Origin of the sequence: Paenibacillus foliorum (genome assembly GCF_013141765.1) — a bacterium.
Classification (GTDB): Bacteria; Bacillota; Bacilli; order Paenibacillales; family NBRC-103111; genus Paenibacillus_S; species Paenibacillus_S foliorum.
In genome coordinates, this window is sequence record NZ_WHOD01000067.1 from 147,624 (window position 1) to 162,365 (window position 14,742).

Below are 14,742 nucleotides of genomic sequence, written 5' to 3' on the forward strand. Positions count from 1 at the left end.
GAGGCTGAATACGGGGGATGGATATGAGTTACGAGAAGCGAATTTCGCTGCTAATATTTATGGATATGTTGATTGTTTGGATTAGTATATACACATCTTATTTACTTCGTTTCGATGGCCATATCCATCCCAACTATGTAAGTCAGTTGTTATTGTATGGGATCATATCAACATTAACCTGTATGATTAGTATGCGTTTTTTTAAACTCTATAATCGGATATGGCAGTATGCAAGCATAGGTGAAATGGTAGCCATATTTAAAGCAGTAACCATTGGCGTAGTTGTATCTTATATGATCGTGTATGCTGTAACTTCTACTAGAGTACCTATTGCCGTTCTGCTTCGGAATTACGAGACGCTACTGTTATTTATAGCTGGCTCCCGATTTGCTTGGAGAATAGTTAGGGACAGACTATTTATATCGAAGGGGGAGTATCAGCGGAAGACGCTCATTTATGGAGCGGGTGACTGTGGAGCTCTTATTGCAAAAGAAATGCTCAACAAGCAGGATGCAGAGCTGCGTCCAGTAGCATTCATCGATGATGATCCGCGTAAACATAAGCAGCGCATTATGGATCTTCCAGTAATCGGATCTAGATCGAGTATTGTTGATGCAGTTGAAAAGCTAGATATTGAAGAAATAATTATTACTATACCATCCCTTTCCAGAAAAGAAGTATCAGAAATTATTGATGTCTGTAAAATGACAAAGGCTAAGCTAAAAATCATACCAAGAATCAATGATCTGATTGATGGGAAAATAACGGTGAATGAAATAAGAGATGTGGATGTAGAGGATTTGCTTGGTCGGGATCAAGTAAGTCTAGATCTTGAGGGAATAGCCACTTATGTTGAAAATAAAACCGTATTAATCACGGGTGCGGGTGGATCCATCGGTTCCGAGTTATGTCGACAAATTGCGCCATTTCATCCTAAGCGGCTTCTACTGCTAGGTCATGGCGAGAACAGTATATATACGATTGAGATGGAGATGAGAAGAACATTTCCTGATTTGAAGTTAGAAACCATCATAGCTGATATACAAGATAGTGAACGAATAACTGACGTTTTTTCTACATATCGACCTCAGGTTGTCTTCCATGCAGCGGCGCACAAGCATGTTCCGCTTATGGAGCGTAATCCAGCCGAAGCGGTTAAGAATAATGTGTTTGGTACGAAGAATGTGGCCGAAGCAGCGGATCGATTCGGTAGTGAAAGATTCGTGCTAATTTCTTCCGATAAAGCAGTTAACCCAACGAGTATCATGGGTACAACTAAGCGAATAGCAGAAATGTTGATTCAATCACTTGATAAAGCTAGCCGCACGAAATTTGTTGCTGTAAGATTTGGAAACGTGCTAGGAAGTCGCGGTAGTGTCATTCCTCACTTCAAGGAACAAATTTCCATGGGTGGTCCGGTTACGGTAACCCACCCAGACATGATTCGCTATTTCATGACAATTCCTGAGGCGGTGCAGTTGGTTATTCAAGCAGGTGCATATGCAGAAGGCGGGGAGATATTTATTCTCGATATGGGTGCCCCAGTCAGAATACTTCAATTAGCAGAAGATTTAATTCGATTCTCAGGATTTGAACCTTACGAAGATATAGATATTGAATTTAGTGGAATTCGTCCAGGTGAGAAGATGTTTGAAGAGTTATTGACCAATGAAGAGGGATTAAGTTCTACCAAGCATGATCGAATATTTATTGGTAAACCAACGATAATTAATAGAACTGAGTTGGAGTTCGAGATTAAGAAGTTGGAAAGAGTTTTGTCAGAGGATCGGGGAAATTTGGTAGATGAATTAAAGCGAATTGTTCCTACATATTTGTATGTTTCTGTTTCGTAATAGCTGGAGAGGATAATCTGTTGGAATAGAGGGGTGACTATAATGAAGAGGGCCCTTTATGTAGCGGGTTTGATTATTGTTATTATTACTATCGGTGGATTATTTGTTTCCAATTATGCAGTAAGTTATTTTTTGAGAAGTATGGGGCCTTATGAACTAATTAGTACAAAAGAAAATACGGCCGGAAACAATGGTGTTGATGAAGATCGAAATCACCAAAGTTCAACCAATGAGGTCTCTAAAAACGATAAGGGATTACCAAGTTCATCTGTAAAGGCTGGCGATAGTAAGCCTAATAGTGGGTTAAATGAAACGAATAAGCTTGAAATTACTGGAAGCCAATCCGCGCCAAATTTCTATGGTAAATTGGATGCAAAAGATACTTCCAAAGATATAGAAGCATTGAAGCCTAAAGAAGAGCTAAAATATGCTGCGGAGGTATCTCCTGATAAGGCCAAGGAAGTTGAACAGTCAATCACTGTAAGAGAGAAAGCCCAAGTAGTTTCAGTACTTCTGAAAAAATTAAGCGCCAGTGAGCTTCAAATGTTTCTTAACTTAGTCGGAAAAGGATTATCTATCGAGGAAAAAAAAGAGGCTAAGAAAGTCATTTTACAAAGGTTAACTGAAGAGGAATATAACCAACTAATATCAATTGCAGCTAAGTACGGATTGAGTCAAGGTAAAGGTTATCAAGAATCACAGAAAGAACTGGTTCCACCTGGCAAGGCCCAAAATAGAGACGAGCAGAGAAGTAAATAGGTTCTCAGTAATATAGGTCGTACACTTGAATATTTGTTAAGCAAGATGAAGGAAAAGATTAATGATCTATTCCGATTACGAGAAGCCCTGCAAAGGTTTATCGTATCTGCAGAAATTAATAAAGATAAAGAAACCGTACACAAAAATAATGTTACAGAAATATATATAGAGTTAAAAGGTTTGAGTTGATGAAGAGGTTCGATAGTTCTCCTATATCCATCAAAAAAAAGGAATGCTTTATCAAGCAAGAAGCGATGTTTGAACAGTTACAGTATGGAGTGTTTGGTTCTTATGATGATCGGTAAACGGAATCAAGAATTAAAAAGAGAAGGGGGCTCCTTTTAATCTTGTAAAAATGGGACGTTATTCTTAATCCAAAATATTTGAGTTTTAAATAGTAAGATACCTAGTGCATTGAGAAATTCAACCTACAGATGCCATTGCCATGCTATATCGGTATGAGGCCTTGTATGCAAATAATTTTTAAGGTAATCGAAATGATGTTGGTGAAAAACTGGGCTTTTCAAGACAACAATTTATTTTACGTTGAGGCGTAAAGATTTAATAAATGATTTAATTAAGTATTTACTTGATGTTGTCAAACAAAACGAGTAATTAATACAGATCTGGATTATATTAATTTGACAATTTAATAAAATATTGGACAACTCTACTTCTGATGGTTACTTTTGGAAACAAATATAAATGATTGTTGTTGCATCCCATTTTTTTATTACTGGTAATTCTGTAAGTAATTCAAATTTATTCAATCTACAATACCATAGAGAAGACTATTATATTATTTAAACGGTTATCGAGGCTTACAGAATGTTTAAGTTATACAAGTGTAATTGTATCAATGGAGAGGGTGGTTGTGTGCAATTGTATCTTTCAATTAAACGCATATTAGATTTTGTATTATCTCTTATAGCAATTTTTACACTTTGGCCAGTGTTTTTGATAATAGCAATATTTCTTAAATTAGATTCTAAAGGACCTGTGTTTTTTAAGCAAAAACGTATTGGAAAAAATAAGGATTACTTCTATATCTTGAAGTTTAGAACTATGAAAATTGATACACCAAAGGATATGCCAACCCATATTCTACACAATCCTGATTTGTTTATTACGAAAATCGGTAGATTCCTTAGAAAAACAAGTTTAGATGAATTACCACAAATAATAAATATTTTGAAAGGTGAAATGAGTATAATTGGTCCACGACCAGCGCTTTGGAACCAATATGATTTAATATCTGAAAGAGAACAATTTCATGCTAATGATATACTCCCTGGTCTTACTGGTTGGGCGCAGATCAATGGACGAGATGAATTACCAATATCAGAAAAGGCCAAATTAGATGAGTATTATCGCCGAAATATGAATTTTGTACTAGATTCCAAGATTTTTTTCTTAACAATTTTTAGTGTACTACTGGCCGATGGAGTAAAAGAAGGTGCTTCGAACGATTCTAAAATTTGTAGAAGCGATAAGTAAAGTTCCGTTGGCGATATAATATATCTATTATATTAAGAAAAATCTCAAAATAAATAAAAGGAGCTTTATGAGAATATTATTTGCTATAACCAGAGCTGAATGGGGCGGAGCACAAGTTCATGTGTTTGATTTAATTAGACATGCAGTGGAGAAAAAATATGAATGTATATTGGTATCAGGAGAAGAAGGAGACTTAACAGCCCGAGTTAGAGAAATTGGGGTAAAAGTTATAATACTGCATACATTAACACGGAAGATTCGGGTTGCAAAAGACTTTAAAGCAATAATGGGATTTGTGCAAATTTTAAAAAATGAAAAGCCGCAATTAGTTCACGTGCATTCATCAAAAGTTGGAATAATTGGAAGAGTGGCTTGTAGAATAGCTAAAATACCCGTAATTTTTACTGCTCACGGGTGGGCTTTTACAGAAGGAGTATCCAAGTCAGGAACATTTTTATTTACAATTATTGAAAAACTTGTAGCAATTATTAGTAACAAGATCATTTGTGTTTCAGACTTTGATCGAAACCTAGCCTTAAGCAATAAGGTGGGGAATAAAGGGCAACTTATAACAATTCATAATGGAGTAAAACAGGGAGATATTTCATTAATGAAAAAAAACAAAGGGAACATTATCAAAATTATTATGGTTGCAAGGTTTTCAGCACAGAAAGATTATAAGACCTTATTATTAGCATTGCAAAAATTAAGTGGGCCCATTAAAGTATATTTGGTTGGGACTGGGGAGTTGTTAGAAGAATCAAAGAAATTAGTATTAGATTTAAATATAGAAAACTTTGTTGAATTTTTAGGAAAGAGAAATGATGTAAAACAATTATTAATAAATTCTGATATTTTTGTTTTGACCTCCAATTATGAAGGTTTGCCAATCAGTATTATCGAAGCTATGGAATCTAAATTACCGGTAATTGCCTCTAATGTTGGGGGGGTTAATGAACTAGTTGTAGATGGGATGAATGGGTTTTTAGTTGAACGTGGTGATGTCGGTGCTGTCGCTAATAGCTTACAGAAACTAATAAATAATAAATCGTTACGAGAAGAAATGGGGATGGCTAGTTATGGTAGATTTACTGAGATGTTTACCTTAGAAAAGATGCTAGATAAAACCTTTTCTGTATATAAAAGTGTTCTCAATAGGGGGTAAATAATAAAAATACAAAGGAAATAAGATCTTAAAAGTATAGTGCTTTTAATTCAGAGTAGCCCCTTGTTTTATAAAATAGAACGTTTAAAGTGTTGATTTATAAAAGATCTTATTTATTGAGAAGGAACTGGGAAATTAAAATTTGGGCTGATTGGAAAAGTTAATTTAAAATTAAGAAAGTAATATAAAAAATATAAGCAAAAAGATATCGTAAATCTCTTTAATATTTCTAAGTACCTTCGTCTTTTTAAAAAAGGTGGAATTGATCCGATGAAAAACCGAGGAGAAGATATATGAATATTATTATTTTACGTTCTAATCCTATTTTACCAGATCCTCGAGTTGAAAAAGAAGCCAATACATTACTAGGGCTTGGGTACAAAGTTAAAATATTAGCATGGAATAGGCGCTCTTTAAACAATAGAGAAATTTATGGTGAAATAAAGGTGAAGAATGGAACGTTGCCAATAAGATGGTTTAATGTCAATGCCTCTTTTGGGAATGGTATGAAAAATTTTTTGCCCCTATTATTTTTTCAAATATTTTTGATAGGATGGCTTATTAAACATCGAAAAGATTATGATTTCATACACGCTTGTGATTTTGATACAGTAATTCCTGCTTGGTTTTGTTCAAAGCTTTTTAACAAAAAGTATGTATATGATATTTTTGATTATTATGTAGATGCATTTCATGTGCCGAATTTTTTAAAATCGAAAGTTGAAAAGATAGATATATTCATGATAAATTCAGCTGATGCTGTAATTATAGCAAATGAGAGTCGTAAAGAACAGATATCAAAAAGTAGACCAAAGAAATTATACATTATTCATAATTCACCTGATATTTCAGACGTAATTGATAATAAAGAACATGGAGTAATGTTCTCTAATACTCAAAAGCTGAAATTTGCCTATATAGGAATATTATGTGCTGGTCGTCTACTTAAAGAGATACTCGAGATATTTCAAGAGCATCAAGAATGGGAACTGCATATAGGTGGATTTGGACCATATGAACAACATATAAAGTCTATAGCAGATAGTAATGATAATATTTTTTACTATGGAAGAATTCCTTATGAAAAAGTGATAGAAATAGAAAGGAAATGTGATATTTTATTTGCGATATATGATCCTGATGTACCCAATCACAAATATTCATCACCTAATAAATTATACGAAGCAATGATGTTAGGAAAGCCGATAATCGTAGCAAAGGGAACAGGGATAGATGAGACTGTGCAAAATTTTGAAATAGGTAAAGCTATTGACTATAATGGTGAGTCCTTTGAGCAAGCTATAACTGAAATGTTTGAAGAAAGAGACAATTGGAGATGCATGAAGCATCGCACTCAAATTCTTTATAATAAGCACTACGCTTGGGAAATTATGAATACACGCCTCGAGGAGCTTTATAGGTTAATTTCAGTGGATTAATAATCAAACTATTGGGAAGTTCAATAGAAACCATTCTATTATTAACATTTAATCATGAGGTGTAAATATGAAAATTTTATTTATTGCTGGTCAAGCAATAAGATCAAATTCATCAGCAACAATGATGAATTTAGCATTTATAAATGGGTTAGTAGAATTAGGAAATGAGGTTAATGTAATCACCGCTAAATTACCAAATGAGCATGTGGCGATAGATACTGGGTTCAAGGTACCAAAAGGAATAAAAGTATTTGAATATGCTATTGGATCTGCTTTTAATATGATGAGTAATAAACAAAAAAAGAAAGGATTAAAACACTCGGCTATTTCTGCAATAAAGGGATTAGCAAGAAATATATATTACAAATATTCAATTTATGATAGTCAAAAAAGTTGGGTGCAGAATGTTGAAAAGTTTGATGTGAATAAGGAGGTATATTATGATCTAATTATTTCATCATCAGACCCAAAACATTCACACATATTTGCTGAGGAATTAATAAAGAGTAATAAGTTAAATTTCCGTAAGTGGGTGCAGCTTTGGGGGGATCCGATGTTCCTTGATATAACAAGAAAAGGATTTTTGTTTAAAAAAAGACTACTGAAAGAAGAAGAACGGTTGATAAGTGTAGCTGATAAAGTTATTTATGTCTCTCCGTTTACGGCAAGTGAACAAAAATATATCTTTCCTAAATATTCTGGAAAGATTAATTACGTACTTATACCCTATTTTAAAAGAGATGAGTCATTACCTAATCAAACTCTTGGCGATAATATGGTCTTTGGATATTATGGCGATTATAATTCCGAAACAAGAAATTTAGAACCATTATTTAACGCGGCTTTAGAATCCAAATTAAAATTGTTAATTCGGGGAAACTCCGACAAACCTCTAAGAAGTACTGGGTTAATTGATGTGAAAAGTAGGGTTCAAATAAAAGAACTAGAAAAAGTAGAGAAGAACACGGATGTGTTTATTCATTTATGCAATTCCAAAGGATCTCAAATACCAGCAAAAGTATATTATTATTCAGGAACAAAAAAACCAATATTGTTCATATTAGATGGTGATACGGAAAAGATAAAGCAATTTTATAAGCAATTTGATCGTTATATTTTTTGTGAAAACAAAAAAGAGGACATATTAAGTGCAATAAATAGAATTCGCCTTTCAAAATATAGTATTAAAGAAACTCGTATTGTGGATGAACTATCACCTGCTACAATCGCAGCAGACTTGCTTCGTAAAATTGAGATATAACAATATGAATAATGAGATAAAAGTTAGTGTTATTGTGCCAGTATATAACTTAGAAAATTATATTGATAGGTGCCTTAATTATATAAAAAATCAAACACTTGAGGATATAGAAATAATACTGATAGATGACGGATCAACTGATCAATCATATAAAATCATCAAAGAACACGCTTCAATTGATACACGAATAAAATATGTTAAGCAACAGAATTTAGGTGTCAGTTCAGCGAGAAACAAAGGTATTGAAATGGCAAAAGGCAGTTTCGTTACTTTTATTGATGGGGATGATTATATTACATGCGACATGCTAGAAAATATGTGTTCTTTTGCTGAGAATCAAAAACTTGATATAACGTTTTGTTTGTTCGCAAATAGTGAACATTACAAATCGTCAGATAAAGCCCAGAAAATTTTGTCTAGTGAATATATCAAAAAGATGTTGGAGGGGAAAGTACAAAGAACAGCATGTGGAGTTCTGTTTAATTCGGAATTTATAAAAAAAAACTCTTTAATTTATGACGTCGATATGAGTTATGGTGAAGATATGCTGTTTACTATAAAAGCTCTTTTATTAACCGAAATTAATGTCGGAATAGTTCCACATGAGTACTATGTGGTTGAAAATCGCTCTGGTTCTGCAATTAGAATAATGAATCCAAATCAGTATATGCGTATACAAATGCTAGCTCAAAGATTAGATAAGGTCTTCGAAATAGCAAATTCTAAGTCCTATTATGATTTATTATTACAAAGCTACTATTATTCGGACATACTTCTATCAGTATCTCATATTATTAAATCCAAAATCGGCTTTTTAAATAAGTTGAAAAAGTTAAGTGAACTTAAAAGAAGCCCTCATGCTAGGTATGTTTTGAAAATAAAGTTTAAATCATCAAACTCAATAAGGTTAAAAGCTGTAATAATCAAGTATTTTCCATCAACCATAATTTTGTTTATTTACATGTTAAATAATAGGTTGAAAAAAAGTTAAGCTAAAATAAAAAGGGGGAAGAAGGTGTGGATTATATATCTACAAAACCAAAGCTATTAAATTATTTGGCTGCATTTGCTATATGTTTAATGCCTATCTTAGGACCGTATAAGCTCTTAGGTCCTTTTTCTATTGGTATTATCTTCCTTCTCTTAATAGCTATGTTATCTATTATAAATAAAAAGGCAATATCTATTAATTATCCTTTGTTTTTTGTTCTAATGGTTCATTGTTTTTTATCTTTTATAACTTATTTCACATTGGATTACAACGAAGGAATCATGAGTATGTTTTGGAGTATTGCGATGGCGTTAATTAGTAGTTTTGCTGTCATGCAAATTGTCCCTTTTTATGAAAAAAGGTCTTTTTTTAGAGTTATTACTGTGTTGTCTGCTATTTGTGGTGGCTTTCTTATATATCAATTTATAGTTATTAATCAGGGTAAGATACCCTTTAATGGGAAAATTTTCAATGAATTAGTTAAGGGTTATACTTGGTCAGATTCAGTTACATATCTCCGAATGAATTCATTTTTTTCTGAGCCTTCATATTTTGCAATTTTTATTCTTCCTGTAATGGCTTTTATGTTAATAAAAGATAAATATTTTTACGCAATTGTTTGTTGTTTATTATTATTCATATCTACATCAACATTGGGGATTATTGGGAGTATTATTTTAATTATTATGTATGCAATATTAAAGAAAAATTATAAGATTATAGCTGTATTCTCTGTTTTGATGATTTTAATCGTATTTTTTGTGCAAAATTTAAATGTTGAATGGTTATTAAAAAACAATTTAAATAAAATTGCTAGTTCTAATGAAAATAGCCAAATACGGTTTATTGGTTACTTAGACTACTATTGGAAATTACCATTGGTAAACCAATTTTTGGGGGTTGGATTTTCGCAGTTATCAAATTATTTCAGGGAATATGGTCTTCACAATTACAGTAATGCATTTGTAATTGTTTTGATCAATTATGGATTAATAGGATATTTAGCATTTATTTTTTTTATTATATGGCTTTTTAGAATAACAACAAGTAGCGGTAAGATTTTTTTGGGAATAATGGTGATAATTTGTGCGATCGATTCTTTTATATATAGTTATAATTTTTATTATATATTATTCTACGTATTAGTATCTTTGAGAACTCATGGTGATGAACAAGAGGTACACAAGAATTTTTTGAAAATTACCGCGAAATATTAGTAAGGGAAATTTAAAGATATTAGAATTAAATAATAACTATAATAATTTTGCTATTATATTTCTTACTAAAGGGAATGTTTATTGTGAGATAGTAATTTTTCAAAAGAACGGACTTGTAATGAAAAATTGATTAAAAAGGAAGCTAAGTATAACAAACGAAATAATGCCTTAATTCAGTAAAAATTTCTTTGGATTGTATTTCTTCCTGAAACCACTTATACCTACTAAAGGCGGCTTAACCAGTATTTATTGGAGGAAGTTTAGCGCACAAATATCGTTTTATCGAACAATACAGAATGTCATATTCCTATATTCTCTGCAACTATGAATTTACTTTTTTAAATGAAGGGGCGTATTAAGTTTGAAAGTACTTATTTCAGCTTATTTAGATAATAACATTGGTGATGATTTAATGATTAAGTTATTAGCGAAAAGATTCCCAGAATTTATTTTTTACCTAGACACAAATAAAAGTACAGTAATAAATACATTTAATCAATATGAAAATATCATCTGTCATAAATTTAAGAAGAGTAATGATTATTTAAGACAATTTCAAATCTATTTATCGATTGGAGGGTCGTTATTCAATAATATTAATAGTTTTATGGGAATTCTACTAAGAGTTCGTAGAATCATTATGCTTTACCGACTCAAGAGAAATAAAATAAAATTAGCGACGATTGGGTGTAACCTTGGTCCATATAAAAATAAAATTGGTTTGCTATTAACGAAAATTGAACTCCAATTAAATAATTTAGTTACGGTCAGAGATTCAGATTCGTATGAAATCATTAAAAAATTTAAAAGTGTAAATAATTTTCATCTAGCCTCTGATATTGTCTTTAATTACTCAGAATATATATATATTGAAAAAAGAAACAATACCAAATGTTTAGGTATATCAACATATAGGTCAATTCAAAATTGCGAATTTAATTATTCGAGCTATATTTTTTTAGCAGCAATCGCAGATAAATTTATTGAAAGAACAGGAAACACAGTTTGCTTGTTCGCATTTGATTCTGAAAATGAAAATGATTTATCATCTGCCCACCACATAAAAGGTATCTCAAAATATCCCGAAAAAATAAAAATTGTTCCTTATTTGGGAGATCATAAATCCATAATAGATTCTATGAGTCAATGTGATAGATTTATTACTATAAGATTTCATAGTGCAATATTATGTCAAATGCTTAATATCCCATTTTTACCAGTTGTTTATTCAAATAAAATGCATAATTACTTAAATGACGAATTTTACAAAGGTTTGCGTATTCCGTTTAGTGATATGAGTGTAGATAAATATAATGTTGACGAGATTATTAAGTGTATTATTGAAAATAAGGAAATATTTAATGATTTCTCCAAAGAAAAGTCGGATGCAATAAAGCACTTTGATAATTTGAATAATTTGGCTAGTACTATAAAAGTTCATACGAATACGGGCAGAATTTGAAAAAGCTTATTAGTTAAGGATATTTTGATCAATTGATTTTAATGTGTATAAACATGTTTAATTCATCAACAGATGTAATTCTTTCTGGGGCTAATTGATTAGTACATTTAAGCGAGAATACAAGTGAGTTAATTACTTTATAGAGGGAATGACCTAAAATCATGATTAGTAAACTTAAGCTTGGAGCATTGACATCTTATCTTGCTATGTTCCTGAATAATATATTGAGTTTTTTGTTTACACCATTCCTCGTCAACTCCTTAGGTAAATCCCAATATGGAATTTATGCCCTAATGGGCGCATTAATTGGCTATATGATACTTCTTGACTTTGGGATTGGCAATTCACTAGTCAGGTATATTGCGAAATATCGTGCTGAAGAAGATTGTAGTAGTGAATCGAAATTTTTTTCTTTATGTCTTCTTATATATTCAGGAATATCAGTCTTATCATTAGTAATAGGTATTATAGTATATTCGCATTTTGATTCTATATTTAATCAGGGACTTTCGCCACACGAATTAGAAATGGCTAAGATTATTTTTGGGATTCTTATTATTAATTTAGTTATAGCCTTTCCATTCAACGCATTTTCTGGGGTTATACGTGGACACGAAAAATTCACGTTTCTTAACCTTACTACGATGGTTCGAGCATTAATACGTATTTGTTTATTAATTGTACTTCTTTCGTTGGGATATAAAGCAGTTACAGTGGTTATCGTTGATACTATGCTAAATTTACTTGTAGGTGTTATTAATGCATTATATGTATTTTTTATTATAAAAGTAAGGATTGTAAGGCCAAAAACTCCATTTGTTTTTGTTCTCAAGATATTTCAACAGTCATCGCTATCATTTGTCATCTCTTTTTCAAGTTTAGTAATCTGGCAATTAGGTAATGTTTTACTTGGAATTTTTGCGGGTGCTGTCTCAGTAGCATTATATGCTGTAGGTCTACAATTTACAATCTATTATATGAATGTCGCAGGCTCTATTTCTTCAGTTCTCATTCCTAGGATAACAATGATGGTTACAAATAATGTGAGTGAAACGGTGATGACTAATTTCCTTATACGTACTGCTAGACTGCAGTTTATTGTTTTATGTTATATTATGATAGGTTTTTCATTATTTGGAAAAGGGTTTCTTGTGCTTTGGTTAGGTCCAGATTATAGTACAGCTTGGGTAATTGCTATGATTTTAATGATACCCCAAACCTTTACTTTATTGTTGAGTATTCCCGGGGCTATGTTAGTTGCAAGAAATAGACATGGTTTCAAAGCACTAGTCAGTATAATTAATGCTGCTATTATAGCAGTTGTCATATATTTTATGGTTCGAACTTACGGGGCATTTGGCGCATCTCTAGGAACTAGTCTTGGAATGTTAATAGCAGAGATAATAATAATGAGTATATATTATCATGTTCAACTTAGAATAAATATGCTTCGTTTCTGGAAAGAGACAGTACTAGATTTTCTCCCCTATGTTTCCATTTCAATACTTTTTGGTATTGTTATTATCATACAGTATCCAATAAACTCGTGGGGCATTTTTATATTAGAGGGATTAGTATATACAATTATATATTGTGGTTTATTGTATAAGTTCGGAGTTAATGATTATGAAAAAAGTCTAATTAAATCACTTAAAATTAGTTTCTTAAACCTTAGGAAAAGGCATCGATTGGGAGGCTAGTATATGAATATAGAGAAGAATATACAAGTTGAATGTTATAAAATAATTTATTGTATTACTAAATATTGTAAGGTTGATAAAGTTTCTGATGGAAATGGTTTAGTTAGTTTTATAAGTGATCTTGTTTATAAAGAACATATTGGGAATCAGTATTTAAAAACTTTAGTCGACGTAATACTTGCTTATTTAAGGGGAAAGATACCTGAGTCAGTCATTAGTTTTTATTTAGAAAAACAATTTTTGATAGAAAAAAAAGAAATCGTTGGTTTCCTGAATGTCATAAATTTTTATTTTGATCCTTCTAATGCGAGTAATATTACACCATTTTTTTATGGTAAGTCTAATTATCCAAAAGTTAACGTCATAATGACAACATATAATAGAAGAAAGTTTCTTGAAATAGCTATTAATAGTTTTCTCCAACAAGACTATCCCAATATAGAAATTATAGTTATTGACGATTGTTCGTCTGACGGAACTGACCTAATGATGAGAGAATTGTATGGAAATGAAAACAGGGTAATTTATAAGCTGAATGAAAAAAACTTAGGGCCAGGGATCAATCGATTAAATGCTTATGAAACATATGCTGACGGAGAGTATATACTTTTTTTTGATGATGATGATTATCTGATAGACATGAATTATATAACTAAGGCAATAAAATTCCATATTAATCACCCTGAGGTAGCATTTGTTGGAGCTGGAACATTTTACGAATATACCAAAACAGGTGAATTGAACCCTTCACTCTTAAATCTTAGTGGAGTTGTTAATAGGCAAGAATATTTCCTGAAATTTATGTCAAAGGGTTACCCTAAACCTTGTACTACTACAACTGTATTTAAAAAAGAATCTCTAACTAAAATGAATATATTAGAAATGAAAATGGTAAACGATACACCTATTTTTCTCCGTGCACTGTTGGTTGGAGATGCAGGGTTTATTGATATTATAGCAGGTGTCTATCGGATACATGGCGGAAATATAACCTTTAATTGTAGTTTTGATTTTATAATTGTAAACTTGCTGGAAAAAATTGAAATAAGTAAAATGGCAATTCAACAATACGATAGAAAGCAAATAGATAACTGGTGGAATCATAATGCCTATACTACTATTTCTTATTATCTGTATAACTCAGCAAAGCATTCTGAGGATTTTAAAAATATGTACGCTTGGACGAAGGAACATTGCCCTGACATTTACGAAAAATTAATACGTGAATTCCGATGGCTTTATATAAAACGAAAATATAGTAAAATTTATAATTATATAAATAATAATCCCTGTATTAAAAAATCTATAAAGCTATTTTACAAATAAGTAATTTGAGACTTGCAACAGACAACTTGAAATGTTTGAGGATGTCGAAAAGCGTATTTTATCTTGAACCTG

At 31.5% G+C, this 14,742-nt stretch carries 11 protein-coding genes; all 11 read left to right on the top strand.

From position 1 onward, the window contains the following. The first annotated feature begins 23 nt into the window (after window positions 1-23). The 11 genes from GC093_RS18200 (at window position 24) to GC093_RS18250 (ending at window position 14,670) form a co-directional block, all read left to right on the top strand. The gene (locus tag GC093_RS18200) at window positions 24-1,853 is read left to right on the top strand and encodes a polysaccharide biosynthesis protein (RefSeq protein ID WP_171653308.1); all 1,830 of its coding nucleotides are present in this window, start codon (window positions 24-26) and stop codon (window positions 1,851-1,853) included. Between the two features lie 42 nt (window positions 1,854-1,895). Continuing rightward, complete coding sequence (locus GC093_RS18205) at window positions 1,896-2,612, top strand: hypothetical protein (protein WP_171653309.1); 717 nt, start codon at window positions 1,896-1,898, stop codon at window positions 2,610-2,612. 882 nt (window positions 2,613-3,494) lie between these two features. Then, entirely contained in the window at window positions 3,495-4,109 is a 615-nt protein-coding gene (locus GC093_RS18210) for a sugar transferase (protein WP_246314734.1), read from the top strand. A gap of 67 nt (window positions 4,110-4,176) precedes the next feature. Continuing rightward, window positions 4,177-5,274 carry a glycosyltransferase family 4 protein gene (locus GC093_RS18215; protein ID WP_171653311.1) on the top strand — a complete coding sequence of 366 codons (1,098 nt, stop codon included), beginning with the start codon at window positions 4,177-4,179 and terminating at the stop codon, window positions 5,272-5,274. A 293-nt stretch (window positions 5,275-5,567) separates the two neighbouring features. Then, the gene (locus GC093_RS18220; RefSeq protein WP_171653312.1) at window positions 5,568-6,713 is read left to right on the top strand and encodes a glycosyltransferase family 4 protein; all 1,146 of its coding nucleotides are present in this window, start codon (window positions 5,568-5,570) and stop codon (window positions 6,711-6,713) included. Window positions 6,714-6,780: 67 nt separating this feature from the next. Beyond that, window positions 6,781-7,974 carry a glycosyltransferase family protein gene (locus tag GC093_RS18225; protein WP_171653313.1) on the top strand — a complete coding sequence of 398 codons (1,194 nt, stop codon included), beginning with the start codon at window positions 6,781-6,783 and terminating at the stop codon, window positions 7,972-7,974. Between the two features lie 4 nt (window positions 7,975-7,978). After that, a complete protein-coding gene (locus GC093_RS18230; RefSeq protein WP_171653314.1) occupies window positions 7,979-8,965 on the top strand; it encodes a glycosyltransferase family 2 protein in 987 nt (328 codons plus the stop codon). Window positions 8,966-8,991: 26 nt separating this feature from the next. Further along, window positions 8,992-10,182 carry a hypothetical protein gene (locus GC093_RS18235; protein WP_171653315.1) on the top strand — a complete coding sequence of 397 codons (1,191 nt, stop codon included), beginning with the start codon at window positions 8,992-8,994 and terminating at the stop codon, window positions 10,180-10,182. Window positions 10,183-10,543: 361 nt separating this feature from the next. Beyond that, the gene (locus GC093_RS18240; protein WP_171653316.1) at window positions 10,544-11,644 is read left to right on the top strand and encodes a polysaccharide pyruvyl transferase family protein; all 1,101 of its coding nucleotides are present in this window, start codon (window positions 10,544-10,546) and stop codon (window positions 11,642-11,644) included. A 161-nt stretch (window positions 11,645-11,805) separates the two neighbouring features. Next, entirely contained in the window at window positions 11,806-13,344 is a 1,539-nt protein-coding gene (locus GC093_RS18245) for an oligosaccharide flippase family protein (protein ID WP_171653317.1), read from the top strand. A gap of 3 nt (window positions 13,345-13,347) precedes the next feature. Next, a complete protein-coding gene (locus GC093_RS18250) occupies window positions 13,348-14,670 on the top strand; it encodes a glycosyltransferase family 2 protein (protein ID WP_171653318.1) in 1,323 nt (440 codons plus the stop codon). Window positions 14,671-14,742: the final 72 nt, after the last annotated feature.

Excerpts from the sequence above, each read along its gene's own strand:
- GC093_RS18200 (WP_171653308.1), top strand. The coding sequence starts at position 24 with ATGAGTTACGAGAAGCGAATTTCGCTGCTAATATTTATGGATATGTTG.
- GC093_RS18220 (WP_171653312.1), top strand. The coding sequence starts at position 5,568 with ATGAATATTATTATTTTACGTTCTAATCCTATTTTACCAGATCCTCGA.
- GC093_RS18225 (WP_171653313.1), top strand. The coding sequence starts at position 6,781 with ATGAAAATTTTATTTATTGCTGGTCAAGCAATAAGATCAAATTCATCA.
- GC093_RS18205 (WP_171653309.1), top strand. The coding sequence starts at position 1,896 with ATGAAGAGGGCCCTTTATGTAGCGGGTTTGATTATTGTTATTATTACT.
- GC093_RS18230 (WP_171653314.1), top strand. The coding sequence starts at position 7,979 with ATGAATAATGAGATAAAAGTTAGTGTTATTGTGCCAGTATATAACTTA.
- GC093_RS18215 (WP_171653311.1), top strand. The coding sequence starts at position 4,177 with ATGAGAATATTATTTGCTATAACCAGAGCTGAATGGGGCGGAGCACAA.
- GC093_RS18245 (WP_171653317.1), top strand. The coding sequence starts at position 11,806 with ATGATTAGTAAACTTAAGCTTGGAGCATTGACATCTTATCTTGCTATG.
- GC093_RS18250 (WP_171653318.1), top strand. The coding sequence starts at position 13,348 with ATGAATATAGAGAAGAATATACAAGTTGAATGTTATAAAATAATTTAT.